The sequence below is a fragment of the Caballeronia glebae genome (assembly GCF_001545035.1).
Lineage (GTDB): Bacteria > Pseudomonadota > Gammaproteobacteria > Burkholderiales > Burkholderiaceae > Caballeronia > Caballeronia glebae.
The window spans coordinates 74,651-101,000 of the sequence record NZ_FCOJ02000015.1 but is presented as its reverse complement, the minus strand read 5'-3'; the positions used below and the strand labels follow the sequence as shown (position 1 = coordinate 101,000).

Sequence of the window (26,350 nt, the reverse complement as noted above, 5' to 3'; positions counted from 1 at the left end):
GAGCGTCGGCGGGTTTAATGCAGGCGCATCGTGTTATCGCCCGCGTCCTTCGGGATTTTCGCTTCGAGTTGTTCCTTTCGCTTCATGAGCTTTTTGCCGAGCGCGTCCAGATCGGCGCCTGAACTGCGCAGCTTCGGGAACAGGTCCGATTCTTCTTCCTCGATGTGATGACTGACCATCTCGGTCAAGACCTTGAACGTGGCGTCGAAGCCCTTGTCGCCGGCTTTCAGCTTGGTGAACTTGTCGATCAGCACCTTCACGAGAAAGTGTTCGACGTAAGCCTCTTCAACGTCGGGACGGTCGTCTTCGTCCAGCGCTTCCTGCGCGGCCGGATACAGCAACTCTTCCTCGATCATCGCGTGGACCGTCAGTTCTTCGCAAGCGCGCCGCACGAGCGTGGTTTTCGCATCGAGATCGTCTTTCTCCGCCTTCTCGAATGCGTCGAAGAGTTTTTGTACGGCGCGATGATCGTCCGTCAAAAGCTGAATGGCGTCCTGGCTACCGTCGGCGCGGGAGGCGGCGGGGTTCGTCGGCTGGGTGGAGGGTTGGCGCGGCATCGTGTTCTCCTTTCGTTGTGTGGGGTGATCACGAGGTCATGAGCAAAGCGCGGACCTACGAGACGTCGGCGGAAAAAGAGGCGAACAGTCGCGTCGATTTGGCGTCGTTTCGCGAACGACAGAATGAGCTGGAGAACAGCCACGGCGCCCTACGATTCCCAACTCTTTGTAGAAATGACCCAAGCGCGGCGTTCTCTGGCAAATCGAAACGCGGAATTAGTTCGATCGTGCTGCCGCGCTCCACGCATTGCGGGACGCAGGGGAGTTCACGCTCTGCAACAGCGCTTGCAGATCATCGATATTGAATGGCTTGGAAAGAATGGTTACGCCGGCGTGTCTTGCTCGTTCGAGTTCGTCGGCGTACCCAGTCATCAGAGCGATCGCCTGCGTGGGCCATTTTCGTCGTACTTTCTCGGCGACATCGATCCCGTTGTTCAAGCCCGGCATCTGTATATCGGAAAGGATGAGGTCGAAGGTCGCGCCGGCGTCCAGCAGGCCGAGAGCGGCATCGCCGGTCATCGCGTGCAGCGATTGCCAGCCGAAAACTTCCAGAACGGCCGAAAGCCCGGCGGCGACTTCCTCGTTATCCTCGACCAGCAGGATGGAGCCTTTCGTGGGCTCGTGGCCGAGGTCGCGCAAGGGCGGCGCTGTCGCCTGAACATCTCCGGTTTCCTTCACCGAGCGGGGCAGGATGAGCGACACCGTGGTGCCTTCGCCCGGCGCACTCTCGATGCGGGCCGTGCCTCCGGCCTGCTCGCACATCGCGATGACCTGGGCCAGACCCAGTCCGGTGCCCGCGTTCGCGGCCTTGGTCGTGTAGAGCGGCTCGAAAGCGCGCCGCGCGACCGCGGGCGGCATGCCGACGCCGGTATCCGAGCAGGCAATCAGAACATACTCGCCCGCCTTGAGACTGCCTTTTGCCGTGTCGATGACGATGTTTTCACAACGGATCGTGAATTCTCCGCCCTCCGGCATGGCATCTTTGGCGTTGACTGCCAGATTGATCAGCGCGGATTGCAACTCAGTCGGATCGACGTAGATCGGTAAGAGTGCTTCGGGCGCTTCGATCTGCAGGCTGACCCGCTCGCCGAGCGACATTCGAATCAGCGACGCGTCTTGCTCCAGCCATACTTTGACGTCGACGACTTCCTGATGCAGCGGTTGTTTGCGCGCGACGCTGAGCAGACGTCTGGCCAGCGCTTCCGCCGAAATCGAGGCGCGCTCGACCGCGATGACTTCTTTCTCCAGCCCGTTGAAGCCTTTGCGCCGCGCCAGTTCCATGTTGGCTTTCACGACCATGAGCAGGTTATTGAAGTCGTGTGCGACGTTGGCCACGAGGTTGCCGAGCGCTCCCATCCGCTTCATCTGGCGAGTGGTCTCCTGCGCCGAGACACGCATGCCGAATTCGGCTTTCCATCTTTCCCATGCGGTTCGTTCCCGCCTGAGCCGGCCCAGGCTGAATGCAACCAGCAACCAGATGCCGACGCACGGAACCAGCGTAGCGACCGCGATCAGCCCGTCATGTCCCAGCCATCTGGAAGTCACCGTCGAAACGGGGATGCCGCAGGTCACGTAAAGCGGGTAAGCGCCCACCTGCCGATAGACGAGGAGCTTCTCGACGCTGTCCAGCGTGGAAAAAATCTTCAGATGGCCACTATGCGCGTTGACTTGAATGGCCTCGAAAAGAGGCTGGTTGCTCGTCGACGGTCGCCGTGCCTGCGGCGCGGGAACTCGAACGAGCGTGGTGCCGTCGCTTCGAAACAGGCCTACGGTCAATGCTCTGTCATGAACGGTCAGCCGCTCATAAAAGGACAAAAAATAATCGCGTCGAAGCGCAATGACCAGCGCGCCAATGAGACGACCGTTTGCATCGTAGCGAGGCAAGGTCAGGTTGAATATATCGATGACGGGGTCGGAGGTCCGCTCGGGTGGCGAGATCATCACCCTCGACGCCCCTGCCGGTTTTGCGGACGCACTCACGATAGATTGATCGAGCGATTGCAGTCCGACCGGATAGCTGTTGCTACTGACCAGCAGATTCTTGTTGCGTCCGTATAGTTCGATGGAAGCAACCAAGGGCAAGCGCCGGGTCGTGTCTTCGAGAAAATCGTGAAGCGATTTCTGCCGTGCGCGAATCGCGGCATCGCCGTCGTCGCGAACCATCGCCAGGATCTGCAGCGATACCTCCTGGCTGATATCCAGCGCTTTTACCGCGTGTTCTTCGGCGACACGCGCGAGCCGATCTATTCCTTCAGATGAATCGGCGATGCGGGACTGATAGCCAAAATAGCCATATGTCCCGAGAAAAAGCAAAGGTGTGACGATTGATGCAATCAGCGTCGCGATCAGCATGCGACGAGTCGTGCCGAAGTCCCGGGGCGGCACGGGAATGTCGAGCGCTGAACCGTCCGAGGCGGGCGTTTCCTGATGAAAGGTCATGGGACTTCTTGGCGATGCGCGAACGCGAAGTCTATTCACATGTTCCCGGAGCGTCAAACGAGACGCCTTTCAATGCTCTGAAGATATGCACTCGCGTCTCTTTGCATCCTTGCCGCATTTGCGGCCGTATAACGCTTACAAGGATCTACGCGCACGAGTGCTCGTAGAAACGAACGTCGGACCTGATTACTTCTGGAGAATGTCGATGACTAACTTATCCAAGGCTTCGCTAACGCTCACGATTGCCGCTGCGAGTTTCATGATGACGTCTGCTGCGTGGGCGGGCGGCAATGGCAATGGCGGCAGCGGCGGCGGTGGATCGCACGGCGCGGCGACGTCCGGAATGACCTACCACAGTGAACCCGTGTCGAGCCCCTGGAATCGCATCCCGGGCGATTTGAGCCGCGACGATGCATCGCTCAAATCGGGACGCGCGCCCGCACCGATGGAACGTCAAGCCGACCCTGCAAAAACGGGGCAATAGGCTTCTTCGAGGCGGCGCCGGGCAATTCGATCCGCGAGCGATGCGCAACGCCGCCCGTTCCGGCTAGTCTTCTCGAATCTCGCGCGCACAGCGCTGCATCCGGATGAATGCGCGATACCGCGCGTCGTGCAGTTGCGCGAGATCGCCGGTTGCCGGCGAGTAGGTTTCCTTGACGCGCGCCATGCCGCTCATCGCCGAGCGAACGTCGTTGAACACGCCGCCCGCTACCGCGCCGAGCATCGCAGCGCCGAGCAGCACGGGTTCCTCGGCGTGGGTGGCCAGCACCGGTTTGCCGGTCGCATCGGCGAGGAGTTGCCGGACGAGATCGAGCCGGCCCGCGCCGCCGCTGATCATCACCCGCTCGATCGGCGCGCCGGCTTCTGCCTGCGCTTCGATGATCTGACGCAGACCGTAACCGATGCTGCACACGCCCGCGACATACAACGCGACCAGACTGTCGAGGCCGGTTTCCATACCAAGACCGGCGATGACCGCGCGCGCATTGGGATCGGCGAAGGGCGCGCGGTTGCCGAGGAACTCGGGGACGATGTGCAGGCCATCGGCGAGATTCACGGCTTCCGACAGGCTCGCGGACGCCTCGGCCGCGAGCCCGGCCAGCATGCCCGGCATCGATTCGCCGCGCTCTTTCGCGCGACCCGCGGCATCGGCGGCGGCGGGATGCATCGCGAGCAGGCGCTCGATCGCCGCGCCGGCGACCGACTGGCCGCCTTCGTTGAGCCACGCCTGCGGCACCATCGCCGAGAAGTAGGGCCCCCAGACGCCGGGCACGAACACCGGCTCGGCGGTCGTCGTCATCGTGCAGGACGAGGTGCCGAACACATAGGCCAGGCAGGACTCCGGCTCGCCTTGCGCGCCCACGGTGCCGATGCCGCCCGCATGCGCATCGATCACGCCCGCGCCGACCGGCGTTCCGGCGACGAGGCCGAGCTCCGCCGCAGCAAGCGCCGTGAGCCCGTTACCCAGTCGCGTGCCCGGCTCGACGACATGCTGGCCGATGCGCGCGAAGCCTTCGTCCGCCAGCGCGCCGAGTCCGACGGTCCGAAAATAATCGTCGTCCCAGCGCCGTTCGTGCGCGAGATAAGTCCACTTGCAGGTCACGGTGCAGACCGACCTCGACAGATCGCCGGTCGCGCGCCATGTCAGGAAGTCGGTGAGATCGAAGAACTGCCATGCAGCGTCGAAGACTTGCGGGCGGTTTTCCAGGAGCCACAACAGCTTCGGCGTCTCCATTTCCGGCGAGATTCTGCCGCCGACGAACTTCAGCACCGCGTGGCCGGTCGCGTTGATACGCCGCGCCTGTTCGAGCGCGCGATGATCCATCCACACCACGATGTCGCGCGCCGCCTGCTCCGACGGTCCGACTGGCAGCGGCGTGCCGCCATCGCCCAGCACGACCAGCGAACAGGTTGCATCGAAGCTGATGCCGGCGACGGACTCGGGCGCGATCGCCGCTTGCGCGAGCGCTTCCTTCACGCTGTGGCAGACGGCGCTCCAGATTTCCCCGCTCGATTGCTCGACGATAGCGCCGCTTTCGTGGAACAGCGTAATGTCCTTTTTCGCCGAGGCGGCCATGTTGCCGGCGGCATCGAAAATTCCGGCGCGGGCACTGCCGGTGCCCACATCGACGCCGATCACGTAGCGTTCACCGGCGCTCGGGTTGCTTGCGTTCATCTCTCTGTCCGTGGTTAGAGTAGGGTCGTGACAGCGCGATTGCATCGCCCGCCTGAATCGCGCTCACAGATCGACGCTGTTGGGCAGGATAACGAGGTCGCGAATGGTCACGTTGCGCGGCCGCGTCAACATGAACAGTACCGCTTCGGCGACTTCTCGCGGCTGCATCAGGCTGCCGGAAGCGAGCGCTTCCTCCATCTTGGCTTTCGGCCAGTCGTCGAGCAAGGCCGTGACGACCGGACCGGGCGCGACCGCGCCGACGCGCACGCCATGCTTCGCGACCTGACGCCGCGTCGTGTGCACGAACGCCTGCACGGCGAACTTGGATGCCGTGTAGATCGGCTCCCACACGACCGGCACGATGCCCGCAATCGAACTCGTGAACAGGATATCGCCCGACTTCTGCGCGATCATGTGCGGCAGCACGGCATGCACCGAACGGAACGCAGCGTTGATGTTCAGGTTGAGCATGCGATCCCATTCGTCCGGATTGCCCTCCGCGATCTCGCCGCCGATATAAGCGCCCGCGTTGGCGTGAAAGATGTCGAGGCCGCCCGCGAGATCGAGAATCTTCGGCAGTATCGCCGAGACTTCGGACGGCTTCAGCAAATCCACGGACAAGGGCAGCGCGTTCGCGCCGAGTTCCGCGCAGCAGGCCGCGAGCCGGTCCTGCGCGCGATCGATCAGCACGACTTTCGCGCCTTCCTCGATGAGCACGCGCGCACACTCCAGGCCGATGCCCGACGCCGCGCCGGTGATGGCGGCCACTTTTCCCGCGATGGATACTGACATTGACGATTCTCCTGTAGGGTCCGCTCAGGCGCGGCCGTGCGATACGCGCGATTGCCGGGCGAGCGAATCGACGATCACCGCAATGGCCAGCACCGCGCCGGTAATCATGAAGCGCAACGAAGAAGACAGATTCAGCAGCGTGAGGCCGCTTGCGATCGACTGGATCACGATGATCCCGAGCACTGCCGAATACGCGCTGCCGCGGCCGCCGAAAAGGCTTGTGCCGCCGATCACGGCCGCCGCGATGGCGTTCAGGTTGACGTCGCCGGTGCCGGCCTGCTGGCTCGCGGAGGCAAGGCGGGCGGCCGTGAAAATGCCGCCGAGCGCGGCGAAACTCGCGCACAGCACGAAGGCGCTCGTATAGATGGCGCTCACCTTGATGCCCGCACGCCGCGCGGCTTCGCGGTTGCCGCCGACGGCGTTCATCGAGCGGCCCCAGCGCGTGCGCGTCAGCGCGTAGTCCATGAGCACGGTAAGGCCCAGGAAGACGCCGAACATCAGCGGCACGCCTCGCCCCGTGTTGAGATAGGCGACGACGATCTCCAGAAACACCGTGATGGCGGCGGCGCGCGCGAGCAGACTGCCCATCGAGGGCGCGGAGAGCCGCGCGGCCTGACGACGCGCCCGCGTGCGCAGACCGAGCACGAGAATCGCCGCGCCGGGCAGCAGCGCCAGCACATGCGAGACGAGCGCCGGGATAATCATCAGTTGTCCGAAATCCACCATCGTCGTGGAATACGGCAGGTTGATGGAACCGCTCGCGCCCAGCACATAGAGCTGCATCCCGAGAATCGCGAGCAGTCCCGCGAGCGTCGAGACGAAGCTCGGCATGCCGAGCCGGTTGAGCAGCAGCGCGTACACCGCACCGATCACGCCGCCGACCACGATCGCCGCGACGATGGCGAGCAGCACCGGCCAGCCTTCATTGACCCACAGCGTGCCGACGAGCGCGGAGGCAAAGCCGCTCATCGAGCCCACCGACAGGTCGATCTCGCCGACCAGCAGCACGCAAACGATGCCAAGCGAGATGACGCCGACCGTCGAACAATCGAACAGCAGGTTGACGAGATTGTTGGCGGACAGAAAGACCGGATTCAGACTCGTGAACACGGTCCAGATGATGATGAGACCCGCGATGACCGGCAGCGAACCCAGATCGCCGGAGCGCACGCGGTCGAAGAATGCGGAGATGGTTTCGCCGACGCCGCTCGCGTGCTTCACGCGCACGTCGCTGCGATCGAGCAGGGTGGAAGGTTGGGGCGCGCTCTGCGTGTCGGGCGGCGCGCTGCCCGGAGTGTGCTTGCTCATGATCGATCCTTTTCCGGTGTCCTGTTTCATGCGTCCTGCTGAGTCTGACGACGTCCGGCGCGGCGCGACACGGCGTTCTCCGTCGCGCCGGTGATCGCGGCCACCAGTTCCGCATTGGACGAATCGGGATAGAAGACGCCGTTGTTGCGGCCGAGCCGCAGCACGACGATCCGGTCCGCGACCGCGCGCACGTCCTCCATGTTGTGACTGATCATGATGACCGCGTGGCCTCGGTCGCGCACGCGCTCGATCAGGTTCAGCACTTCGGCCGTCTGCGCGACGCCGAGCGCGGCGGTCGGCTCGTCGAGCATGATGAGCTTCGGATCGAGCAGCAGCGAACGCGCGATGGCCACGGTCTGACGCTGTCCGCCCGAAAGTGAGGCGACCACGTCCCGCACGCTCGGAATGCGCGCCGACAGCTCGTTCAGCAGGGTCCAGGCGCGCACTTCCATCGACACTTCGTCGAGACGCATGGGGGCGAGTTCGCGCCCGAGATAGATGTTGGCGACGACATCCAGGTTCTCGCACAGAGCGAGGTCCTGGAAGACCGTCGCGATACCCAGGTCGAGCGCCGTGCCCGGGTCGGACAGCGTGACTTCCTTGCCGCCGAAGCTGATCGTTCCCGCGCTCGGCTGATGCACGCCCGCGAGGATTTTGACGAGCGTCGATTTGCCCGCGCCGTTGTCGCCGACGAGCGCGACGACTTCGCCGGCACGCACGTCGAGTTCGATGTCGGTGAGCGCCGACACCGCGCCGAAATGCTTCGAGACGCCGCGCAGGCTCAGCACCAGTTCGCCGGGTCCGTCGCGCGGGGTAGGGTTTGCATTCATGATGTTCCTCTTCGGTGCGAAGGAACCCGCAGACAGCGGGCTCCGCCGGTATCGGTCACGCTCAGTGCGTGATGCCGAGCTTCTTGCAACCGTCCGCGTAACGGTCCGTGCACAGCTCCTTCGCGTTCGCGAAGCCCTTGTCCACCACTTCGGTCTTGATGTTCTGCGCCGTGATGACCGCGGGCTTGAACAACTGCGTCGGCGTGTTGAAGAGCGAGGTTTCGCCCTTTGGCGGCTGTCCCGAGAGGAACCCGACCGCCGCTTTCGCCGCCGCCGCCGCGACGATCTCACTCGGCTTGAGAATGGTGTTGTACTGGTCGCCCGAAATGATGAGTTGCAGGCCGGCGAGGGTCGCGTCGTTGCCGGTCACGGGCGGCACCGGATTGACGCCCGCTGCCTTGAAGGCGGCGATGGTGCCGCCGGCCGTGCCGTCGTTGGCCGCCACCACGCCGACGATCTGCGAGCTGAAGCGCGTGATCTGCCCGCTGACCCATTGCTGAGCCTTGGGCGGCGCCCATTCCGGCGTGTCGTATTCCGCGAGTGTCTTGTAGCCGCCGCTTTGCAGACCGGCGTGGATGCCCTTCTTGATGAGGCCCGCTGCCGCGTCCGTGGGCGAGCCGTTGACCTCCAGCACGCCGCCCTTGCCGGTCGCGATACCCGTCGCCTTGAGATGCTCGACGAGCGACGTCGCGATGGCCTTGCCGATGCCTTCGTTGTCGAACGAAACGTAATAGTCCGCCGGCGTCGACGGCACGGGCCGGTCATAAGCGATGACCTTGATTCCCTGACTTTGCGCCATATGCACGAGCGAAGCCGCGGCCGTGGAATCCACCGGATCGAGGACGATCACCTTCGCGCCTTGCGCAATCACCGAATTGAATTGCTGCTGCTGCGTCGCGACGGACGCGTTAGCGTTCTGATAGAGCACCTTGCAGTCCGCACAAAGCTTCGTCATTTCGGCCTTGAAGCCGGGAAAGTCGTGCTGTTCATAGCGCGTCGACGCCTGATCGGGCATCAGGAATGCAACCGTGCCGCTGGGCGCGGCCAGCGCCGGCAGGCTGCACGACAGGCCAAGACTCAGCGCGCCCGCACTGATCAACTGGGTTGAGAGCTTTTTCATCGCGTGTCTCCGATTTATTAGGATTCGAGTGTCGTACTACCGTGGGTGGCTCATCGCATGCGCAATTAAATAGATTAGGTATCCTTTTCAAGTAATGGATTGTCGGATGCCTGGCGTCACCATTTCCGCCACACGCTAGCCGACGATCTCAGGCACTTCGGCCGGTTCGATCGAATCGGCCGCGCTCGCGGCATTGAGCCGCTGATACGCGCGCCAGCGCGTCGGCGACATCTGCTTGAGCGAAAGGAACTGGCGATTGAAGTTCGAAAGGTTATTGAAGCCGACCTGATAGCAGATATCGGTGACGCTCAGCTCGTCCGACATGAGCAACTGGCACGCGAGATTGATACGCAGCCGATTTACATACTGGACGAACGGTACGCCCGTATGTCGGCGGAAATACCGCGAGAAGGCGCTCGCGCTCTGTCCCGCGAGTTCCGCCAATTCGGTCTCGCGCAACTCCTGCGAAAGATTCTTCCCGATGAACGACAGCACGTGATTGATGCGGGTCTCGCCGTAACGGTCAGGGTCGGCGCGATACGCGTCGCTTGCGAGCCTCGCCGGTTCCTCGCTCTGTGCCAGCAATTCAAACAACGCCGCCAGCAGCGCGATACGCCGCATGCCCTGGGCTCCCAACATCTCGCGCATGATCGGCTCGGCGGCCGCGCCCGTCTCCTGCGTGAAGAGCAGGCCCCAGCGCGACGAATCGAGCAGCGACTCCATGCGCCTGAATTCCGGAAAGGCCTCGGTCGCACGCGTAACAAATGCGGAATGAAATTGCAGCACCAGGCAACGCTCGACTACGCGGTCGCCGCCCGCAACGTTGCTGACCCAGTTGTGCGGCAGGTTCGACCCGACCATCACGAGATTGCCCGGCGCGAAATTGCCGATGTGATCGCCGACGAAATATTTGCCCGTGGTCGCCGTGATGAGATGGATCTCGTACTCCGGATGAAAGTGCCAACGCACGGTGCGATACGGATAGCCATGCGACCACACTTTGAACGACTCGTCGCGCGAGACGGCGACCAGCTCCAGATCGGGCTCGGTCGCTTTGGCGTGACGGGCGCCATCGCTGCGCGCCGTCTTCCGGTTTGCTGTCATCCATCGTCTCCGCTGCTTTTTGTGCTCATGAGCGGCGCGATTCTTCGCGTCTTGCCATGACTGAAAAGTAGCCCTTTCGGTGTCATCACACCACTTAAATTAACACCATCGACTGATATTTTTTTGCATTCGGGTTAGTCCTTAGGGTGCGAAAGTCAACTTTTGTGCAAAGCAACAGCGTGTAGAGGGCGGACGATTCAAGCGCAAAGAAGCAGTGGGGCGCTCACAAAAATGCGACCCGACCGGCGCGCAGGCCCGTCCACGTCGGACTGCTCTCTTGATCGATCGCGAAGGCGCATTGCGATGAGCCGAGCCAGCAACGTGCTTGCGGTCGCGTTTGCACGTGCATGCATGCCGCCCGGTAAAGACAGGCACGCCTCGTCTTCGAGTTGAAAGATTCTGTAACGATTCGAATCCATCCCAGTTCTCACTCACGTATGCGTCATTGAGAGCGACCTTACTGGCACGCAGGTAAAGGCCGTCATGTTCTCTCTCCGTTCTATTAACGCGGCGTGCCAACGGCTCGTCGCCTCCACATTCAATGCTTGGGAGACGGACATGGCTGACAGGTCTTCGATGACGGATGTACTCGACAGGCGCGTCGAACGACGCGAGCGGCGTCGTCAATTTTTTCGCAGTGCAGGCGGGTTGAGTCTGGGCCTGGTTGGAGGAACCATACTCGGCGCGTGCGGAGGCAGCTCGGGCGACAATGCCAATGCGGCAACCGGACCGACCGATCCCGAGATTCTCAATTTCGCCCTGAATCTGGAGTATCTCGAAGCATCGTTTTATGCATACGCCACCACGGGCGCCGGACTGCCCGCAAATCTCATGAGCGGTGCCGGCACCATGGGAAAGGTCATTCCGGGGCAACAGGTGACCTTCACCGATCCCGTGGTTGCAGCTTATGCGCGCGAGATCGCCAAGGACGAACTCGAACACGTGGCCTTCCTGCGCTCGGCACTGGGGAGCGCTGCCGTGGCGATGCCGTCGCTCGATGTAGGCGGCACCGATCCCAACGGCGCATTCTCGCTTGCGGCTCAGGCAGCGGGTCTCGTTCCCGCAGGCACGCCATTCAACCCTTACTTGAATGACAATAACTTCCTGTTGGGCGCCTTCATCTTCGAAGATGTCGGTGTCACCGCTTATAAGGGGGCAGCGCCTCTCATCACCAACAAGACGTATCTCGAAGCGGCTGCGGGCATTCTCGCGGCCGAGGCTTATCACGCGGGTCTCGTCAGGACAGTGCTCTATAGCAAAGGCATTCAGACACCCAGCCTCGTGACCGCAACGCAGGCTATTTCAGACGCGCGGGATTCTCTCGATGCGTCGAGCGATGTCGACCAAGGCATCGCGGGCGTCAATTCGCAAATCTCCAACATCGTTCCATTGGATAACAACGGCATCGCGTTCAGCCGAAGTTATGACGATGTACTCAACATTGTTTATCTGAACAAAGGCGCCGTCGCGCAGGGTGGATTTTTCCCGGCCGGTGTGAATGGTACGTTGCATATGAGTAGCGCCTTCGCATAGGCGAGAGCGAAGCTCGCGCACACTCGCGAGGTTGGATGAGAAGCCTCGCGAGCGTGCGCACCTCGCTTTTTGGGTCGAATTTCGGAGAGAGAAGCTATGCGCAATGATTCCGTGGGCACGTGGCGCTTGCGCGTCCGCATGATGTTGGGCGTTGCGTTCCTCGTTGCGGGCGTCATGCTGCAATTACTGGAGTCGTTCCGTTTTCTTCACGCAGGTAAATGAGCTAATGAGCTTGAACATTCGAGGCTTGCGCGCGCTCGTGGTAAGCGCACTGTTCGCATGTCTTGAGATCATTTCGGGTGTCGCATACGCGTGTCCAATGACGCTGCAAGACTACATGCACATGCGTGGTCCAGCGGCGGATGAGCGCATCCCGTATGGAAAAGCGCCTTCGCAGTTCGTCGAATTCTTTCGACCCTCGGGGCGCGGCCCCTATCCCGTTGTGGTCGTTGTTCATGGCGGCTGCTGGGTGCATAAGTTTCAAGGATTGCGGCAAGTCGCCGGGATGGCGAAGGCATTCGCCGAACATGGGTTCGCCGTCTACAGCATCGAGTACCGAGGAATCGACGAGTCTGGCGGAGGTTTTCCGGGCACCTATGAAGACATCTCTGCAGCACTTGCGGTGGTACAGGATCAGGCGCAAACAAGGCACTTGAATCTCGACAGGCTTATCGGGGTCGGGCATTCCGCAGGCGCGCATCTCATGTTATGGGCTGCGGGTCGCAAGAACATTCCCGTATCGAGCGTTCTTTTCAATGCCCGGCCTTTGCGTATTTCCGCAGTGATTGGCCTTGGGGCGCTGCCCAACTTAAGCAACCGATCAGGCATTCACGACGTCTGCGGTATCGATTCCGCCGTCCTCACAGGTGCCCCGGGTCGCCCCGAGCCGCTACGGGATACATCGCCTGCAGCAATGCTGCCGCTGGATACGAGCAAGATCGTATTGATCAATGGTTCGCTCGATACGGTCTCGGCACCAGCGGTCGTGGCGGCTTTTGCATCGCAGGCGCGGCAGGCGGGCAATGCGGTGCGCGTCGTCGAGATTCCCGCCGCCACGCACTACGACGAGATCTCGACGACATCACCCGTATGGGCGCAGCTTTTGCGCATCGTACAAACACTGCCAGGCTGAAAGCTATCGTCATACGGTCGAGGCCGCCTGGTTTTCCAATGGCGCATTTTGTTGAAGCGTCCTCGATCGATTCGGTGTATGCACGATCGACCGTAACTTAAGGCTGCAAGACAGCAAGGATCAATGTTGTGATGGTTAGATTTTCCGACCGAATTGTCGTTCTGGGTCTCTCAGTCATTCTCTTGTCGATCATCGGCCTGTTCGCATTGCTTCAACGACACGGGCATCACACGGTCGAGCAAGCGTGGTCATCTCGACAACGAGCATCTGTGGTTATGGGGGCCGTTCGTCGCGCCGAGCCCGCTGTGATCGTGGGGTCGGCGAGCGGTAGTTTGGCGGAACAGGAAAACTTCGAGGAAGAGAAGTCCGACGACGTTCAAACGACGATATCCGTCATTGGCCCCGACGCAGGTGACGAACTGGACGTCAGTCCGCGAGAGAGGCGTTCGTCTCCCTCACAAGCCGATAGAAAACCGCTTCCATCGACCAAGACACGCGAGAAGCATCAGGGCGACGCTTCAGCGTCTTCGACGGAAAAGCAGTCCAGACGACGAAGCGATGCAGGGAAATCGGAAGCGCAGAGCGATGATCGTGCGTCACGCGCATCCGACCAGCCGATGGCGTCCGTGCCGATTGAAGCGAAAAGTGCTCCGGGCGCGCTTGCGTCCTCGCCCGACTTGGCGAAGAGTCCAGCATCTACGCCTATGCCACCTGATGCGGATAACCGGGAAAGTCATGCCGAAGCCCGCCCTTCGAGCACCGCACCGCCGAAGAAGACGCGGCAGGACGTTGAAGACGAACTTCGACAGGCGCGCATGAACGGATCGCTTCCTCGATTCGGCAATCCGGATCCCTATGGGCCGGGTGGATCGCCGAGTACGGCGCATAAGTAACTTGTGTCTGCTTGGCAGACGTCTTACCGAATTGCAGCATCGGAACGTCTTCCGCCGGGATGCGTGTCGATGAATCGCGATACATCATCGAGCACTGGCGCAACCGTGATGAAGGGGGACAACAAGCGAACAGGCCGTCCGAAACTGCCAACGATCATTGCGTGGTTCACGCCCGCGTAGCGCTTTAACTCGTAACGGTCGCCGACGGCCTGAAGGCGCGCAGCAAAACGGGTCGTATTGCCAGGATCAACCGTGTGATCGGCCGTGCCAACGCCGAGAAATATCGGCGGCTCGGCACCGTCGATATGGTTGATCGGTTGACTGTCATTTCTGACATCTGGCGGAAACACCTCTTTCAACGTCGCGTCCTGCAACGGCAGGAAGTCGTACGGACCTGCCAGCCCCACCACGCCGGCGAGAGAACCCGCCTCGACATTGTGTCGTGCGAGATAGCGGCGGTCCGTCGCGAGTAGCATCGCAATATGAGCGCCGGCGGAATGCCCTATCAAGAAGATGCGCTGAGGGTCGGCGCCGAATTCAACGGCGTGCGCTCGCGCCCAGGCGACAGCGGCGGCGGCATCATCCATGAAGCCGGGAAATTTCGTTTCAGGATAGCGCTGGTAATCCGGAATGACGGTGACGTACCCGCGCGACGCCAACGCCTCGCCTACGAATAGATAGTCCTGGCGATTTCCGGTTTGCCAACTCCCGCCATAGAAAAAAACGACGAGCGGCCTCGGCGCATCGGATGACTGCTGCGCTTTCGGGCTGTAGACGTCGAGCGTGTGGCGATCGCCTGCCTCGTAGGGAATATCGCCGCGAAGATCGTACGTGCCGTGCGGCGTCAACCCGTTCATAACTCTTACCGGGCTGCATGCGGAGATCGCCGCGACGGACGCTGCCAAAAGAATGTAAAGAGGGGTAGGTAGTCTGAAAACCGGCATTCGGATGTCTGTGAGCGGAGCTGTAAGACATTTACGCAGCGCGAGGGTTATCGGATGCACTGCACTCCACGAATGCGTTATCAATTTTTCGTGCCCATCAGCAAACCTCTCGCCTCCGAACTTTCCCTATGTCACGATCCTAACAAGAATGCTATAAACTGAGATCAATCTATCAAAAACTGTTGTGCGTCGCACAAGACGCCGGCACACCGATCTCATGCTGGAAACTGCATCTAAGTCCATCGTCGCGTGGCCCGGGAAGTCTCAGGTTCACGCCAGCGCCCGCAATCCTGGCGTACCGTTCGATCTCTCGTGGCTCGACGGTCTGCGTGTGAATCAATCGGCCGTGGCGCGCCGCGCGTCGACGCTCGGCACGCGCCGCGCCGTGAAGAAAGACGCGCAGGCGGCCTGGCTGCTCAAGGCCATCACCTGCATCGATCTCACGACCCTGAGCGGCGACGATACCCACGGTCGCGTCGAACGCCTTTGCGCGAAGGCGCGTCGTCCATTGCGCGACGATTTGCTCGACGCGCTCGGCATGACGCCTCTATCTATCACGACGGGTGCGGTATGCGTCTATCACCGCTACGTCAAAACGGCCGTGAACGCGCTCGAAGGCAGCGGCATTCCGGTCGCGGCGGTATCGACGGGCTTTCCCGCCGGCCTCAATCCGCACGAACTCAAGTTGCGCGAGATCGAGGCGTCGGTTCGAGACGGCGCGTCCGAGATCGATATCGTCGTCACGCGCGAGCATGTGCTGATGGGCAACTGGCAAGCACTCTACGACGAGATGCGCGATTTCCGCGCGGCATGCGGCGATGCGCACGTGAAGGCGATTCTCGCCACCGGCGATATCCGCACGCTGTCGAATGTCGCGAAGGCATCGATGATCTGCATGATGGCCGGCGCCGATTTCATCAAGACATCGACGGGCAAGGAAAGCGTCAACGCGACGCTCGACGTGTCGCTCGTGATGGTGCGCATGATCCGCGAATATCTCGCGCGCACGGGCGTCATGGTGGGCTTCAAGCCCGCGGGCGGCGTGTCCACCGCAAAGTCGGTGCTCGAATATCAGATCCTCATGAAGGAAGAGCTCGGGCGCGAATGGCTCGAAGCGGATCTGTTCCGCATCGGCGCATCGAGCCTGCTCTCGGATATCGAACGCCAGCTCGAACATCATGTGAGCGGACGCTATTCGGCGTTCAACCGCCATCCCGTCGCCTGATTCAACCGACTTCACTACACAGCCTCATGAGCGTTGCCGAATACTTCTCCTCGATGGAATACGGACCCGCACCGGAAGACGATCGCGCCGCGCGCGCATGGCTCGATCAGCATGACGGGCGTTTCGGGCACTTCATCAACGGCGCGTGGCGCGACAGCGGCGACGCCGAGCGTTTCGACTCGCGCGAACCGGCGACGGGTCGCGTGCTCGCGTCGATCGCGCAGGGCAGCAATGCCGATGTCGATGCCGCCGTGCAAGCCGCGCACGATGCGCTCGAAGGCTGGCAAGCCATCGGCGGAGCGGGGCGCGCGCGCCATCTCTATGCGCTTTCGCGCATGGTGCAGCGGCACAGCCGTCTGTTCGCCGTGCTCGAATCGCTCGATAACGGCAAGCCGATTCGCGAGTCGCGCGACATCGATATACCCCTTGTGGCAAGGCATTTTCTGCATCACGCGGGATGGGCGCAGTTGCAGGACAAGGAGTTTCCCGAGTGGACGCCGCTCGGTGTGATCGGCCAGATCGTGCCGTGGAATTTTCCGCTACTGATGCTCGCATGGAAGATCGCGCCGGCGCTCGCGCTTGGCAACACCGTCGTTCTGAAGCCCGCCGAATTCACGTCGCTGACGGCGCTGCTCTTTGCGGAACTCAGCGCTCGCGCGGGCTTGCCCAAGGGCGTGCTCAACGTCGTCACCGGTGACGGACGCACGGGCGCGACGCTCGTCGAACATGAGCGTGTCGCGAAGATCGCGTTCACGGGATCGACCGAAGTGGGACGTCAGATTCGCGCGAGCACGGCCGGCTCGGGCAAGTCGCTCACGCTCGAACTCGGCGGCAAGTCGCCGTTCATCGTGTTCGACGACGCCGATCTCGACAGCGCCGTCGAAGGCGTCGTCGATGCGATCTGGTTCAACCAGGGACAAGTGTGTTGCGCGGGCTCGCGTCTGCTCGTGCAGGAAGGCATCGAAGCGCGCTTCATCGAGAAGCTGAAGCACCGCATGGACACGCTGCGCGTCGGCACGTCGCTCGATAAGGGCATCGACATGAGCGCGGTCGTCGACGATGTGCAACTCGAACGCATTCGCGCGCTCGTCGACAAGGGCGAAAGCGAAGGCTGCGAGATCTATCAATCGACGCGCGCCACGTTGCCCGATGGCGGCGCATTCTTTCCGCCGACGCTCGTCACGAACGTCGCGCCCGCATCGACGCTCGCGCAGGAAGAAATCTTCGGTCCCGTGCTCGTGACGATGAGCTTTCGCACGCCGGAAGAAGCCGTCGCGCTCGCCAACAACACGCGCTACGGCCTCGCCGCGAGCGTGTGGAGCGAGAACATCAGCCGCGCGCTCGACGTCGCGCCGCGCCTGCAATGCGGCGTCGTGTGGATCAACGCGACCAATCTCTTCGATGCGGCCGTCGGCTTCGGCGGATATCGCGAGTCGGGCTTCGGTCGCGAAGGCGGACGCGAGGGCATCTACGAATACCTGAAGCCGCGCGCATGGGCCAAGCTTCCGGTTCGCGGCGAAACGAAACGTCTTCAGGCGCAGCCCGATTCGCTCGTCGATGCGGGCAACGTCAGCGCGCTCGACCGCACGGCGAAGCTCTTCATCGGCGGCAAGCAGGCGCGGCCCGACAGCGGTTACTCGCGGCTCGTGCATTCGCCTGCCGGTGAGATCGTCGGTGAAGTGGGCGAGGGCAGTCGCAAGGACATTCGTAATGCGGTGGCGGCCGCGCGCGGCATGACGAAATGGTCGTCGGCGAGCGCCCACAACCGCGCACAAGTGCTGTATTACCTCGCGGAAAACCTGAACGCACGCGCCGATGAATTCGCGAAGCAACTCGTCGCGCGCGCCGGTTCGAGCGAGCGCGATGCGAAGCGCGAAGTCGAAGCATCGATCGCACGTTTGTTCACCTACGCCGCGTGGGCCGACAAGTACGACGGCGCCGTGCACGCGCCGCCGCTGCATGGCGTCGCGCTCGCGATGCACGAGGCGCTCGGCGTGATCGGCATCGTGTGTCCCGACGAAGCGCCGTTGCTCGGTTTCGTGTCGCTCGTCGCGCCCGCGCTCGCGCTGGGCAATCGCGTGGTCGTCGTGCCGAGCGAGACGTGTCCGCTGATGGCGACGGACTTCTATCAGGTTGTCGAGACATCGGACGTGCCGGGCGGTGCGCTCAACATCGTCACCGGCGATGCGCGCTCGCTGGCGCAGACGCTCGCGCAACACGACGACGTCGATGCGCTCTGGTGCTTCCACGGCGCGTCGCTTTCGGCAATGGTCGAGCGCGAGTCGGTCGGCAACCTGAAGCGCACGTTCGTCGATCAGGGCCGCGTGTTCGACTGGCACGATGCGGCGAGCGAAGGGCTGCCGTTCCTTCGTCAGGCGGTGCAGGTGAAGAATATCTGGGTGCCTTACGGGGATTGATTACAGATTTGATCGAGCGCAGATCTCTATACGAGACGCGCTCACGCATGGAGGAGACGCTGTGCTGAAGAACATCGATCCGCTCTTGAACGCCGATATCCTGTACGCGCTGGCCGCGATGGGCCACGGCGACGAAGTGGTGATCTGCGACGCTCATTTTCCCGCCGATTCCGTCGCGCGCAAAACGGTGCTGGGCCGCGTCCTGCGCATGGACGGCGCGAGCGCGCCGCGTGCGGTGCGCGCAGTGTTGTCGGTGTTGCCGCTCGATACGTTCGTCGACGATCCCGCGGGTCGCATGGAGATAGTTGGCGATGCAACTACTTTGCCCGCCGTGCAGCGCGAGGCTCAACGCGAAGTGGACGATGCGGAAAGCCGTTCCTTGCCGTTCGCGCCGGTCGAGCGTTTCGCGTTCTATGAGCGCGCGAAGCAAGCCTATTGCGTGATCGCCACTGGCGAAGCACGCGGCTACGGTTGCTTCATCTTCAAGAAGGGCGTGCAACTCGCACCGGACGCGCCCGAGGTTGCGCACGGAGGCACGCGATGAAAAGCGTCGTCATACTCGGCATCTACGTGACGGACCTGGCATTTCGCGCGCAACGCATGCCGCTGCTCGGCGAAACGGTCGCGGGCTCCGCGTTCAAGATGGGGCCGGGCGGCAAGGGCTCGAATCAGGCCGTGGCCGCCGCACGCGCGGGCGCGGACGTGATCTTCTGCACGCGCATCGGCGCGGACGCGTTCGGTGACATCGCGCTGGCCACGTGGAGCGCCGAAGGCATCACATCGCGCGCGACGGTGATGAACGATGTCGCAACGGGCGCGGCGCATATCTACGTCGACGAGAACACGGGCGGCAACGCGATCATCGTGGCGGCGGGCGCGGCGGGCGCGCTCGCACCCGAAGACGTCGATGCGATCGAAGAAGACATCGCGCGCGCGGGCGTCTTCGTCACGCAACTCGAACAACCGATTCCGGCCGCGCGCCGTGGCCTCGAACTTGCGCGCAAGCATGGCGTGACGACCGTCTTCAATCCGGCGCCCGCAATGCCGCTCACCGACGATATCTATCCGCTGTGCGACTACATCACGCCGAACGAAACGGAAGCGACCGCGCTGACGGGCGTGGCTATCGCCAATATCGATGATGCGCGCCGCGCCGCGGATGTGCTGTTGACAAAGGGCGCGCGCGCCGTGATCGTCACGCTGGGCGAGGCGGGTGCGCTCCTGCATACGCCGAACGAATCGACGCTCGTGCCTGCGTTCGATTGCGGCCGCGTCGTCGAGACGGCGGGCGCGGGCGATGGCTTCACCGGCGGCTTCGCGGCCGCGCTCGCACGCGGCGAAAGCCCGGTCGATGCGGTGCGTTTCGGCTGCGCGCTCGCGAGCATTTCGGTGACGCGTCCGGGCACCGCGCCGTCAATGCCGCGGCTCGATGAAATCAACGCGTTGCTAGCGGAAAGGAGCGTCACGCAATGAAAGCGTCGAAGTGGCTCGCCGATCGCCAGTTCAACTTCTTGATCGGCGTGAACGTGCTCGTCGTGATCGTCGCCACGTGGATGTCGCACGGACAGTTTCTCGACATCGACAATCTTCAGTCGATGGGCGGCCAGTTGCCCGAGCTCGGCCTGCTCGCGCTCGGCATCATGTTGTCGATGGTGTCGGGCAATGGCGGCATCGACTTGTCGGGCGTCGGGCTGGCGAACCTCTCCGGCATGGTCGCCGCGATGCTTCTGCCGCACATGGTATCCGCCGACGATTCACCCGCGCTCTATACGGCAGTGTTCGTTTGCATCGTCGTGGTGATGGGCGCGATAGGCGGCTTGCTGAACGGCGTCGTCATCGCGAAGCTGAGGCTCACGCCGATTCTCTGCACGCTCGGCACGCAGTTGTTGTTCACTGGCATAGCGGTCGTGTTGAGCAACGGCGCATCGGTGCGCGTGGAATACGTCGATCCGCTGTCGAATATCGGCAACGGCACCTTCCTGCAAGTGCCCATTTCACTTTGGATCTTCGTCGCCGCGGTCCTGCTGCTCGGCTGGATACTTAAGCGCACGCCGTTCGGCCTGCGTCTCTATCTGATGGGCACGAACCCGAAAGCCGCGTTCTATGCGGGCATTCCGCGCGCGCGCATGCTGATTCTCACGTATGGCATGTGCGGCGTGCTCGCATCGCTCGCGGGTCTCATCAGCGCGACGCATACGTCCAGCGCGAAGTGGGACTACGGCAATTCGTATCTGCTGATCGCGATCCTGATCGCGGTGATGGGCGGTGTGAATCCGGCGGGCGGTTATGGGCGCATCGTCTGCGTGTTTCTCGCCGCGACGGTGTTGCAGTTCCTGTCGAGCCTCTTCAATCTGCTCGGCGTATCGCAGTTCTTCGGCGATTGCGCTTGGGGCTTTCTGCTGCTCGCATCGCTCGCATTCGCGGGCGGAGAGCGCGTTCGGGCGATTTTCGGCATCGGCGGGGCCGCGCCCAAGAGCAATGTTCCACGGCCGCCCGCATCGACCGGACGATAGTGTTGCGTGTGATTTGTTAAAGAGACCAATCGATACATAAAGGAATAAAGGAGACAGCGCAATGAAACTCAACAGACTCGCCACCGCACTCACCGCGATTGCACTCGCAGCGGGCGCGATTGCAGCGGCGCAGGCCGCGACGAATGAAACCATCGTGACGGTCGTGAAGGTGACTGGCATCAACTGGTTCAATCGCATGGACGAAGGCGTGAAGGAGTTCGGCAAGGAGAACCCGAACATCAACGCGTATCAGACGGGTCCGGGCCGCGCCGACGCCGCGCAGCAACTGAAGATCATCGAAGATCTGATCGCGAAGAAGGTCACGGCGATCGCCGTCGTGCCCTACGATCCGCCGACGCTCGAACCAGCGCTCAAGAAAGCGATGGATCGCGGCATCAAGGTCGTCACGCATGAAGCGGACAACGCGAAGAACACGATGGTCGACATCGAAGCCTTCGACAACACCGCGTACGGCGCGGGCCTGAACGAGCGTCTCTCGAAGTGCATGGGACAGCAGGGCAAGTGGGCAGTGCTGGTCGGCTCGCTCGGCTCGCGCTCGCAGGTTCAATGGGCCGATGGCGGCATCGGCAATGCGAAGGCCAAGTATCCGAAGATGGATCTCGTCGAACCGAAGCTCGAAACGAATAACGACGGCGAGCGCGCGTATCAGGTCGCGAAGGAAGTGCTGCGCAAGCACCCGGATCTCACGGGCTTCCAGGGCTCGTCGTCGCTGGATGTGATCGGCATCGGTCGCGCGGTCGAGGAAGCGGGCAAGGTCGGCAAGATCTGCGTGTACGGCACGGGCCTGCCGACGGAAGCGGCCAAGTTCCTCGAAAGCGGCGCGATCAACGGCATCGCGTTCTGGGACCCGAAGCTCGCCGGTCTCGCGATGAACAAGGTCGCGCAGATGCTCGTCGACGGCAAGCAAGTGCAGAACGGCGCGGACCTCGGCATCGTTGGATACAACAAGGTCACGGTGACGAAGGGCCCGGGCAAGGGCGTGATCGTGCGCGGCACCGGCTGGGTCGATGTCGACAAGACGAACTACAAGCAATACAACTTCTGATGTGATGCGCGCGGCGCGCTTCTTCCCGATGCGCGCCGCATGCCCCGGACTGACATGACCACTACGACACCGCTCCTCGAAGTCGTCGATATTCATAAGCGCTTTACCGGCGTGTATGCGCTGCGCGGCGTGAGCCTCGCGTTCGAACGCGGCCAGATTTATCACTTGCTCGGCGAGAATGGTTGCGGCAAGAGCACGCTCATCAAGATCATCTCCGGCGCGCAACCGCCCGATGAAGGCGAGCTCGTGATCGAGGGCGCGCGCCATAAAAAGTTATCGCCGCTCGAATCGCTCTCGGCGGGCATCGAGACCGTTTATCAGGACTTGTCGCTGCTGCCGAACATGAGCGTCGCGGAGAATGTCGCGCTGACGGCGGAGCTTGCGGAACACGCGGGCAGACTCGCGCGCACGTTCGATCGCCGTGCGCTCGCGCGAACGGCGGCGCGCGCGCTCGAAGCTGTCGGCTTGCCGGGCGACGCCGATTTCCAGAAGACGCTCATCGAACAATTGCCGCTCGCGACGCGTCAGCTCGTCGCGATTGCGCGCGCCATTGCCAGCGAAGCGAAGTTCGTCATCATGGACGAGCCGACGACCTCGCTCACGCAAAAAGAAGTCGATAACCTCATCGCCGTGCTCGCACGTTTGCGCGCGGACGGCGTCGCCGTGCTGTTCGTGAGTCACAAGCTCGATGAATGTTATGCGATCGGCGGCGAAGTTATCGTGCTGCGCGACGGCCAGAAGATGGCGCAAGGTCCGATCGAGAACTATACGAAGGCGCAGATCAGCGAGCTCATGACGGGCAAGCATCTGTCCACCGAACGCTATCGTGCCGAAGGTGAGGAAGCCGCGTCGCAGATCGTGCTCGACGTGCAAGGTCTCGGCCGTAAAGGTCAGTTCGCCGATGTGTCGTTCAAGCTGCACAAGGGAGAGATTCTCGGCGTGACGGGGCTGCTCGATTCGGGACGCAACGAACTCGCGCGTGCGCTCGCGGGCGTCGCGCCCGCCGACATGGGCACGGTGACGCTCGATGGCATGCGCGTGCGTCTGCAATCGCCCGCCGACGCGAAGGCACAACGTATCGGCTATGTGCCGGAAGATCGGCTAAACGAAGGCCTGTTCCTCGACAAGCCGATTCGCGACAACGTCGTCACCGCGATGATCGCGAGCCTGCGCGACCGCTTCGGGCAGATCGACCGCAAGCGCGCGCAAGAGCTTGCGGAACGCACCGTGAAGGACCTGCAGATCGCGACACCGGATGTCGATAAGCCGGTGCAGTCGCTTTCAGGCGGCAATCAGCAACGCGTTTTGATCGGCCGCTGGCTCGCGATCGATCCGCGCGTGCTCATTCTTCATGGTCCGACGGTCGGCGTCGATGTGGGATCGAAGGACATCATTTATCGCATCATGCAGCGGCTGTCGAAGGAGGGCATCGGCATCATTCTGATCAGCGACGACCTGCCCGAGTTGCTGCAGAACTGCGACCGTATTCTGATGATGAAGAAAGGGCGCGTCGCGAATGAATATCGCGCGGACCGCTTGACCGAGGCCGATCTTTATCACGCGCTACTTTCAGAGGCAGCATGAGCATGAGCGAATCCATCCGCCGCACGGGAAACGAGACGATGCCGCAACAAGCGGCACAGGTCGCGCCGCGCGTGCGCAAGGGCAACTTTTATGCGCGACTGATGCGCAATCCGGAGTGGTTCACGGCCGCGCTGATCGTGGTGACGTGTCTGGTCGTGGGCGGCATCAATCCGCGCTTCTTCCAGTTCGCCACGCTGTTCGACTTGCTGCATTCCGCGACGACAGTCTCGCTCTTCGCGCTCGGCACGCTGGTCGTGCTGGCCTCGGGCGGCATCGACGTGTCGTTCACGGCCATCGCCGCGTTGACGATGTATTCGATCACCAAGGCCGTCTTCGCGTGGTGGCCCGAGTGCCCGTTCGCGCTGATTCTGCTCGCGGGCGCGATCGGCGGCGTGATTTTCGGCGTGATCAACGGGATGCTTGTGCATCGGCTGAAGGCTCCTTCGCTGATCGTCACTATCGGCACGCAATATCTGTATCGCGGATTGTTGCTGACTTTCGTCGGCACGCAGTTCTTCATGAACATTCCGCACAGCATGGATACGTTCGGGCGCCTGCCGCTGTTCTTCTATCACACGTCGGACGGCTTGCGCGCCGTGCTGCCCGTGTCCGTGCTCGCGCTCGTGATCGCGGCTGTCGTTACGTGGTGGCTGCTCAATCGCACGATGATGGGCCGCGGCGTCTTTGCGATGGGCGGCTCGCTCGCGATCGCCGAACGTCTCGGCTATAACCTGCGCGCGATTCATCTGTTCGTGTTCGGCTATACCGGTTTGCTGGCTGGCGTCGCGGGCATTCTGCATGTGTCGACGAACCGGCTCGCGAATCCATTCGATCTCGTCGGCACGGAACTCGACGTGATCGCAGCGGTGATTCTCGGCGGCGCGCGTATCACCGGCGGCACGGGAACGGTGGCGGGCACGCTGTTGGGCGTCGTGCTGGTGACGCTCATCAATAGCGTGCTGATTCTCATCGGCGTGCCGAGCACCTGGCAGAAAGTGATCATCGGCGCGTTCATTCTCGTGGCGGGGACGCTGTTCGCGCTCGGGCGCAGGCAGTAACGCCTTCTAAAAAGCGGAATGAAAAAGGCTCGTTCAAATCCTGAACGAGCCTTTCTGGTTTTTATCGGAATGATTCAGACGCGTTTTTGAAGCGCCTGTCCTTCCTCGGTGATCACGGAATCGAACTCGGAAAGCTGCGAGAACCGCACGGCCTTGACCTTGCCGAACTTGCTCGCATCGACTACGAGATGCCGCTCCACCGAACTCGCCATGGCCGCCTGCTTGATGGCAACTTCATGAAAGTTCCAGCACGTGACACCGCGCGCTTCATCGACGCCGCCCGCCGACATGAACGCCTTGTTGATGCCCATGCGCCGCAAGGTCTCGACGCTCTCGTCGCTGGCGAACGATTCGGACGACGGCACATACACGCCGCCGAGGAGGATCATCCGCACGTTCGGTTTGCGCCGCAAAATCTCCGCGACATTGAGCGAGTAGCACACGACGGTGAGATGCATCTCCGTGGGAATCTGACGCGCGAGCGTCGTCAGGGTCGTGCCGCAATCGATGAAGATGGTTTCGCTGTCCGCGAGCAAACGCGCCGCGTGAGTCGATGCGACGGCCTTCGCCTGCGCGAAATGGTCTTTCTCTTCCTCAATGGTGTAGCCCGCGTTGGGCACATCGGCGGCGCTGACGATATAGCCGCCGAGATAAGTGAACTGGCCGGGATGCGCGGCGATATCGCGGCGCACCGTCATTTCCGATACGCCGAGCAGCGCGGCCGCATCGCGCAGACGCATTACGTTCTGTTTTACGAGCGCGCCGGAAAGGGCGCGCAGGCGGTCGGTCTTGGCCATCGGAGCGGCGCGAGGAGTGATGTTAGATTTTGTTCGCGGGATGAGAGAATTATAACAATGCAAGCCGCATTTTTAGCGGCTTGCGCAAGGTGTCGCGGGTAAATCCCGAGAGATCAGGACTTGCGGGTGTAGCGCAGCCAGACGACGTCGTGTTCCAGTTTTTCGACCGATTCGAGCTTGAGATAGGCAGGCTTTCGCCACGCATCCATTGCAATTTCGAACGACGACGTATGCGCTTCGCGTCCGTCGACGAGCGGAATGATTAGCACGCTGACTTCGTCGGCAAGCTGCGTGTTGACGAACGCGCCCGACACATGGCCGCCGCCTTCGACAATCAGCTTTCCGATTTTCAACTCGCGTTCGAGCGTATCGACGACGCGTTTCAGTTCGATATCGTCCTTGCCGCCGAACACATACGATGCATCGATCGATTGCAGATACGCGAGGTAATCGTCCTCGACGCTCTCGGCCAGCACTTCGACGATATGCGAGTCCAGCGCCGTATTGCTCTTCCACGCAACGCGCCCTTTCGGATCGATGGAAATCGCGTACTGGCTCGCGTCGCGTTTCGCGAAATGATCGGTGCGCGCAATGGGTCCCTTTGCCAGTCCGCGCGGATAGTCGCGGTCTTTGCCGTGCGAGATTTCCTGCATCGTGACGCGGCCGCACACCCAAGCGTCCGCCTTGAAGCGCGCGGCGGTGTCTTCGTAGGTGGGCGACGCGAAATCGAGATTCCAGTTGTCAGTGAGACTGCGGCCATCGATCGACGACATCATGTGACAGACGATATGCATATTTTTCTCCGGACGGGAAGGGGCTTCGATGCACCGGGCGATGCAAGCGCCGTGCCGCCTGCGAAGAT

General features: G+C 62.1%; 23 protein-coding genes. 12 read left to right on the top strand and 11 right to left on the bottom strand.

Translation table 11 applies throughout. The features are described from left to right. Positions 1 to 14: 14 nt before the first annotated feature. Together AWB82_RS13050 and AWB82_RS13045 are read right to left on the bottom strand one after the other, a co-directional pair. Entirely contained in the window at positions 15 to 557 is a 543-nt protein-coding gene (locus AWB82_RS13050; protein ID WP_086967624.1) for a hemerythrin domain-containing protein, read from the bottom strand. Between the two features lie 216 nt (positions 558 to 773). After that, entirely contained in the window at positions 774 to 2,996 is a 2,223-nt protein-coding gene (locus AWB82_RS13045) for a hybrid sensor histidine kinase/response regulator (RefSeq protein WP_086967622.1), read from the bottom strand. A 205-nt stretch (positions 2,997 to 3,201) separates the two neighbouring features. Here AWB82_RS13045 and AWB82_RS13040 point away from each other — a divergent pair, with 205 nt between their 5' ends. After that, positions 3,202 to 3,480, top strand: coding sequence for a hypothetical protein (locus tag AWB82_RS13040; RefSeq protein WP_086967620.1), 279 nt, complete (start codon positions 3,202 to 3,204; stop codon positions 3,478 to 3,480). A gap of 63 nt (positions 3,481 to 3,543) precedes the next feature. On the opposite strand, the gene AWB82_RS13035 is transcribed toward AWB82_RS13040, so the two are convergent. From AWB82_RS13035 to AWB82_RS13010, 6 genes are all read right to left on the bottom strand, one after another. Further along, positions 3,544 to 5,172, bottom strand: coding sequence for an FGGY-family carbohydrate kinase (locus tag AWB82_RS13035; RefSeq protein WP_086967618.1), 1,629 nt, complete (start codon positions 5,170 to 5,172; stop codon positions 3,544 to 3,546). Between the two features lie 63 nt (positions 5,173 to 5,235). Next, a complete protein-coding gene (locus AWB82_RS13030; protein ID WP_086967616.1) occupies positions 5,236 to 5,964 on the bottom strand; it encodes an SDR family oxidoreductase in 729 nt (242 codons plus the stop codon). A gap of 24 nt (positions 5,965 to 5,988) precedes the next feature. Beyond that, the gene (locus AWB82_RS13025; protein WP_086967686.1) at positions 5,989 to 7,272 is read right to left on the bottom strand and encodes a sugar ABC transporter permease; all 1,284 of its coding nucleotides are present in this window, start codon (positions 7,270 to 7,272) and stop codon (positions 5,989 to 5,991) included. A 26-nt stretch (positions 7,273 to 7,298) separates the two neighbouring features. Beyond that, positions 7,299 to 8,102, bottom strand: a complete 804-nt coding sequence (locus AWB82_RS13020; protein ID WP_086967614.1) for an ATP-binding cassette domain-containing protein — start codon at positions 8,100 to 8,102, stop codon at positions 7,299 to 7,301. 61 nt (positions 8,103 to 8,163) lie between these two features. After that, entirely contained in the window at positions 8,164 to 9,222 is a 1,059-nt protein-coding gene (locus AWB82_RS13015) for an ABC transporter substrate-binding protein (protein ID WP_096031430.1), read from the bottom strand. Positions 9,223 to 9,357: 135 nt separating this feature from the next. Beyond that, positions 9,358 to 10,326, bottom strand: a complete 969-nt coding sequence (locus AWB82_RS13010) for an AraC family transcriptional regulator (RefSeq protein ID WP_086967612.1) — start codon at positions 10,324 to 10,326, stop codon at positions 9,358 to 9,360. 558 nt (positions 10,327 to 10,884) lie between these two features. Here AWB82_RS13010 and AWB82_RS13005 point away from each other — a divergent pair. The 3 genes from AWB82_RS13005 to AWB82_RS37045 all read left to right on the top strand — a co-directional run bounded on the left by AWB82_RS13005 (position 10,885) and on the right by AWB82_RS37045 (position 13,884). After that, a complete protein-coding gene (locus tag AWB82_RS13005) occupies positions 10,885 to 11,859 on the top strand; it encodes a ferritin-like domain-containing protein (RefSeq protein WP_086967610.1) in 975 nt (324 codons plus the stop codon). A 319-nt stretch (positions 11,860 to 12,178) separates the two neighbouring features. Continuing rightward, positions 12,179 to 12,991, top strand: a complete 813-nt coding sequence (locus tag AWB82_RS13000; RefSeq protein ID WP_159462581.1) for an alpha/beta hydrolase family protein — start codon at positions 12,179 to 12,181, stop codon at positions 12,989 to 12,991. A 131-nt stretch (positions 12,992 to 13,122) separates the two neighbouring features. Continuing rightward, a complete protein-coding gene (locus AWB82_RS37045) occupies positions 13,123 to 13,884 on the top strand; it encodes a hypothetical protein (protein ID WP_143756710.1) in 762 nt (253 codons plus the stop codon). Between the two features lie 23 nt (positions 13,885 to 13,907). On the opposite strand, the gene AWB82_RS12990 is transcribed toward AWB82_RS37045, so the two are convergent. Continuing rightward, positions 13,908 to 14,741: an alpha/beta hydrolase gene (locus AWB82_RS12990; protein ID WP_235023271.1), complete on the bottom strand. Its 834-nt coding sequence runs from the start codon at positions 14,739 to 14,741 to the stop codon at positions 13,908 to 13,910. 304 nt (positions 14,742 to 15,045) lie between these two features. Between AWB82_RS12990 and deoC the strand changes: the two genes are divergently transcribed. The 8 genes from deoC (at position 15,046) to AWB82_RS12950 (ending at position 24,691) form a co-directional block, all read left to right on the top strand. Beyond that, the gene (deoC, locus tag AWB82_RS12985; RefSeq protein ID WP_086967604.1) at positions 15,046 to 16,053 is read left to right on the top strand and encodes a deoxyribose-phosphate aldolase; all 1,008 of its coding nucleotides are present in this window, start codon (positions 15,046 to 15,048) and stop codon (positions 16,051 to 16,053) included. Between the two features lie 26 nt (positions 16,054 to 16,079). Further along, the gene (locus AWB82_RS12980; protein WP_086967602.1) at positions 16,080 to 18,470 is read left to right on the top strand and encodes an aldehyde dehydrogenase family protein; all 2,391 of its coding nucleotides are present in this window, start codon (positions 16,080 to 16,082) and stop codon (positions 18,468 to 18,470) included. Between the two features lie 61 nt (positions 18,471 to 18,531). Then, positions 18,532 to 19,014, top strand: a complete 483-nt coding sequence (locus tag AWB82_RS12975) for an RbsD/FucU family protein (RefSeq protein WP_086967600.1) — start codon at positions 18,532 to 18,534, stop codon at positions 19,012 to 19,014. Further along, on the top strand, positions 19,011 to 19,943 hold the full coding sequence (rbsK, locus tag AWB82_RS12970; RefSeq protein WP_086967598.1) for a ribokinase: 933 nt from the start codon (positions 19,011 to 19,013) through the stop codon (positions 19,941 to 19,943). The genes AWB82_RS12975 and rbsK overlap by 4 nt, the downstream gene beginning before the upstream one ends. Next, positions 19,940 to 20,983 carry an ABC transporter permease gene (locus AWB82_RS12965; protein ID WP_086967596.1) on the top strand — a complete coding sequence of 348 codons (1,044 nt, stop codon included), beginning with the start codon at positions 19,940 to 19,942 and terminating at the stop codon, positions 20,981 to 20,983. Before rbsK ends, AWB82_RS12965 begins: the two co-directional genes overlap by 4 nt. A gap of 61 nt (positions 20,984 to 21,044) precedes the next feature. After that, positions 21,045 to 22,049 (top strand): substrate-binding domain-containing protein, encoded by a 1,005-nt coding sequence (locus tag AWB82_RS12960; protein WP_086967594.1) that lies wholly within the window; start codon positions 21,045 to 21,047, stop codon positions 22,047 to 22,049. Positions 22,050 to 22,103: 54 nt separating this feature from the next. After that, the gene (locus AWB82_RS12955; RefSeq protein ID WP_407642995.1) at positions 22,104 to 23,633 is read left to right on the top strand and encodes a sugar ABC transporter ATP-binding protein; all 1,530 of its coding nucleotides are present in this window, start codon (positions 22,104 to 22,106) and stop codon (positions 23,631 to 23,633) included. Between the two features lie 2 nt (positions 23,634 to 23,635). Next, on the top strand, positions 23,636 to 24,691 hold the full coding sequence (locus AWB82_RS12950; protein ID WP_407642994.1) for an ABC transporter permease: 1,056 nt from the start codon (positions 23,636 to 23,638) through the stop codon (positions 24,689 to 24,691). Positions 24,692 to 24,765: 74 nt separating this feature from the next. Here AWB82_RS12950 and AWB82_RS12945 read toward each other — a convergent pair whose 3' ends face one another. Both AWB82_RS12945 and AWB82_RS12940 read right to left on the bottom strand, forming a co-directional pair. Continuing rightward, entirely contained in the window at positions 24,766 to 25,488 is a 723-nt protein-coding gene (locus AWB82_RS12945) for a DeoR/GlpR family DNA-binding transcription regulator (protein ID WP_086967588.1), read from the bottom strand. Positions 25,489 to 25,601: 113 nt separating this feature from the next. Next, positions 25,602 to 26,282, bottom strand: coding sequence for a dihydrofolate reductase family protein (locus tag AWB82_RS12940; protein ID WP_086967587.1), 681 nt, complete (start codon positions 26,280 to 26,282; stop codon positions 25,602 to 25,604). Between the last annotated feature and the right edge of the window lie 68 nt (positions 26,283 to 26,350).

Excerpts from the sequence above, each read along its gene's own strand:
- AWB82_RS13025 (WP_086967686.1), bottom strand. The coding sequence starts at position 7,272 with ATGAGCAAGCACACTCCGGGCAGCGCGCCGCCCGACACGCAGAGCGCG.
- AWB82_RS13030 (WP_086967616.1), bottom strand. The coding sequence starts at position 5,964 with ATGTCAGTATCCATCGCGGGAAAAGTGGCCGCCATCACCGGCGCGGCG.
- AWB82_RS12960 (WP_086967594.1), top strand. The coding sequence starts at position 21,045 with ATGAAACTCAACAGACTCGCCACCGCACTCACCGCGATTGCACTCGCA.
- AWB82_RS13015 (WP_096031430.1), bottom strand. The coding sequence starts at position 9,222 with ATGAAAAAGCTCTCAACCCAGTTGATCAGTGCGGGCGCGCTGAGTCTT.
- AWB82_RS13020 (WP_086967614.1), bottom strand. The coding sequence starts at position 8,102 with ATGAATGCAAACCCTACCCCGCGCGACGGACCCGGCGAACTGGTGCTG.
- deoC (WP_086967604.1), top strand. The coding sequence starts at position 15,046 with ATGCTGGAAACTGCATCTAAGTCCATCGTCGCGTGGCCCGGGAAGTCT.
- rbsK (WP_086967598.1), top strand. The coding sequence starts at position 19,011 with ATGAAAAGCGTCGTCATACTCGGCATCTACGTGACGGACCTGGCATTT.
- AWB82_RS13050 (WP_086967624.1), bottom strand. The coding sequence starts at position 557 with ATGCCGCGCCAACCCTCCACCCAGCCGACGAACCCCGCCGCCTCCCGC.
- AWB82_RS13045 (WP_086967622.1), bottom strand. The coding sequence starts at position 2,996 with ATGACCTTTCATCAGGAAACGCCCGCCTCGGACGGTTCAGCGCTCGAC.
- AWB82_RS13010 (WP_086967612.1), bottom strand. The coding sequence starts at position 10,326 with ATGACAGCAAACCGGAAGACGGCGCGCAGCGATGGCGCCCGTCACGCC.
- AWB82_RS12980 (WP_086967602.1), top strand. The coding sequence starts at position 16,080 with ATGAGCGTTGCCGAATACTTCTCCTCGATGGAATACGGACCCGCACCG.
- AWB82_RS13035 (WP_086967618.1), bottom strand. The coding sequence starts at position 5,172 with ATGAACGCAAGCAACCCGAGCGCCGGTGAACGCTACGTGATCGGCGTC.
- AWB82_RS13000 (WP_159462581.1), top strand. The coding sequence starts at position 12,179 with ATGACGCTGCAAGACTACATGCACATGCGTGGTCCAGCGGCGGATGAG.
- AWB82_RS13040 (WP_086967620.1), top strand. The coding sequence starts at position 3,202 with ATGACTAACTTATCCAAGGCTTCGCTAACGCTCACGATTGCCGCTGCG.
- AWB82_RS13005 (WP_086967610.1), top strand. The coding sequence starts at position 10,885 with ATGGCTGACAGGTCTTCGATGACGGATGTACTCGACAGGCGCGTCGAA.
- AWB82_RS12990 (WP_235023271.1), bottom strand. The coding sequence starts at position 14,741 with ATGAACGGGTTGACGCCGCACGGCACGTACGATCTTCGCGGCGATATT.
- AWB82_RS12945 (WP_086967588.1), bottom strand. The coding sequence starts at position 25,488 with ATGGCCAAGACCGACCGCCTGCGCGCCCTTTCCGGCGCGCTCGTAAAA.
- AWB82_RS12950 (WP_407642994.1), top strand. The coding sequence starts at position 23,636 with ATGAGCGAATCCATCCGCCGCACGGGAAACGAGACGATGCCGCAACAA.
- AWB82_RS12940 (WP_086967587.1), bottom strand. The coding sequence starts at position 26,282 with ATGCATATCGTCTGTCACATGATGTCGTCGATCGATGGCCGCAGTCTC.
- AWB82_RS12965 (WP_086967596.1), top strand. The coding sequence starts at position 19,940 with ATGAAAGCGTCGAAGTGGCTCGCCGATCGCCAGTTCAACTTCTTGATC.
- AWB82_RS12955 (WP_407642995.1), top strand. The coding sequence starts at position 22,104 with ATGACCACTACGACACCGCTCCTCGAAGTCGTCGATATTCATAAGCGC.
- AWB82_RS37045 (WP_143756710.1), top strand. The coding sequence starts at position 13,123 with ATGGTTAGATTTTCCGACCGAATTGTCGTTCTGGGTCTCTCAGTCATT.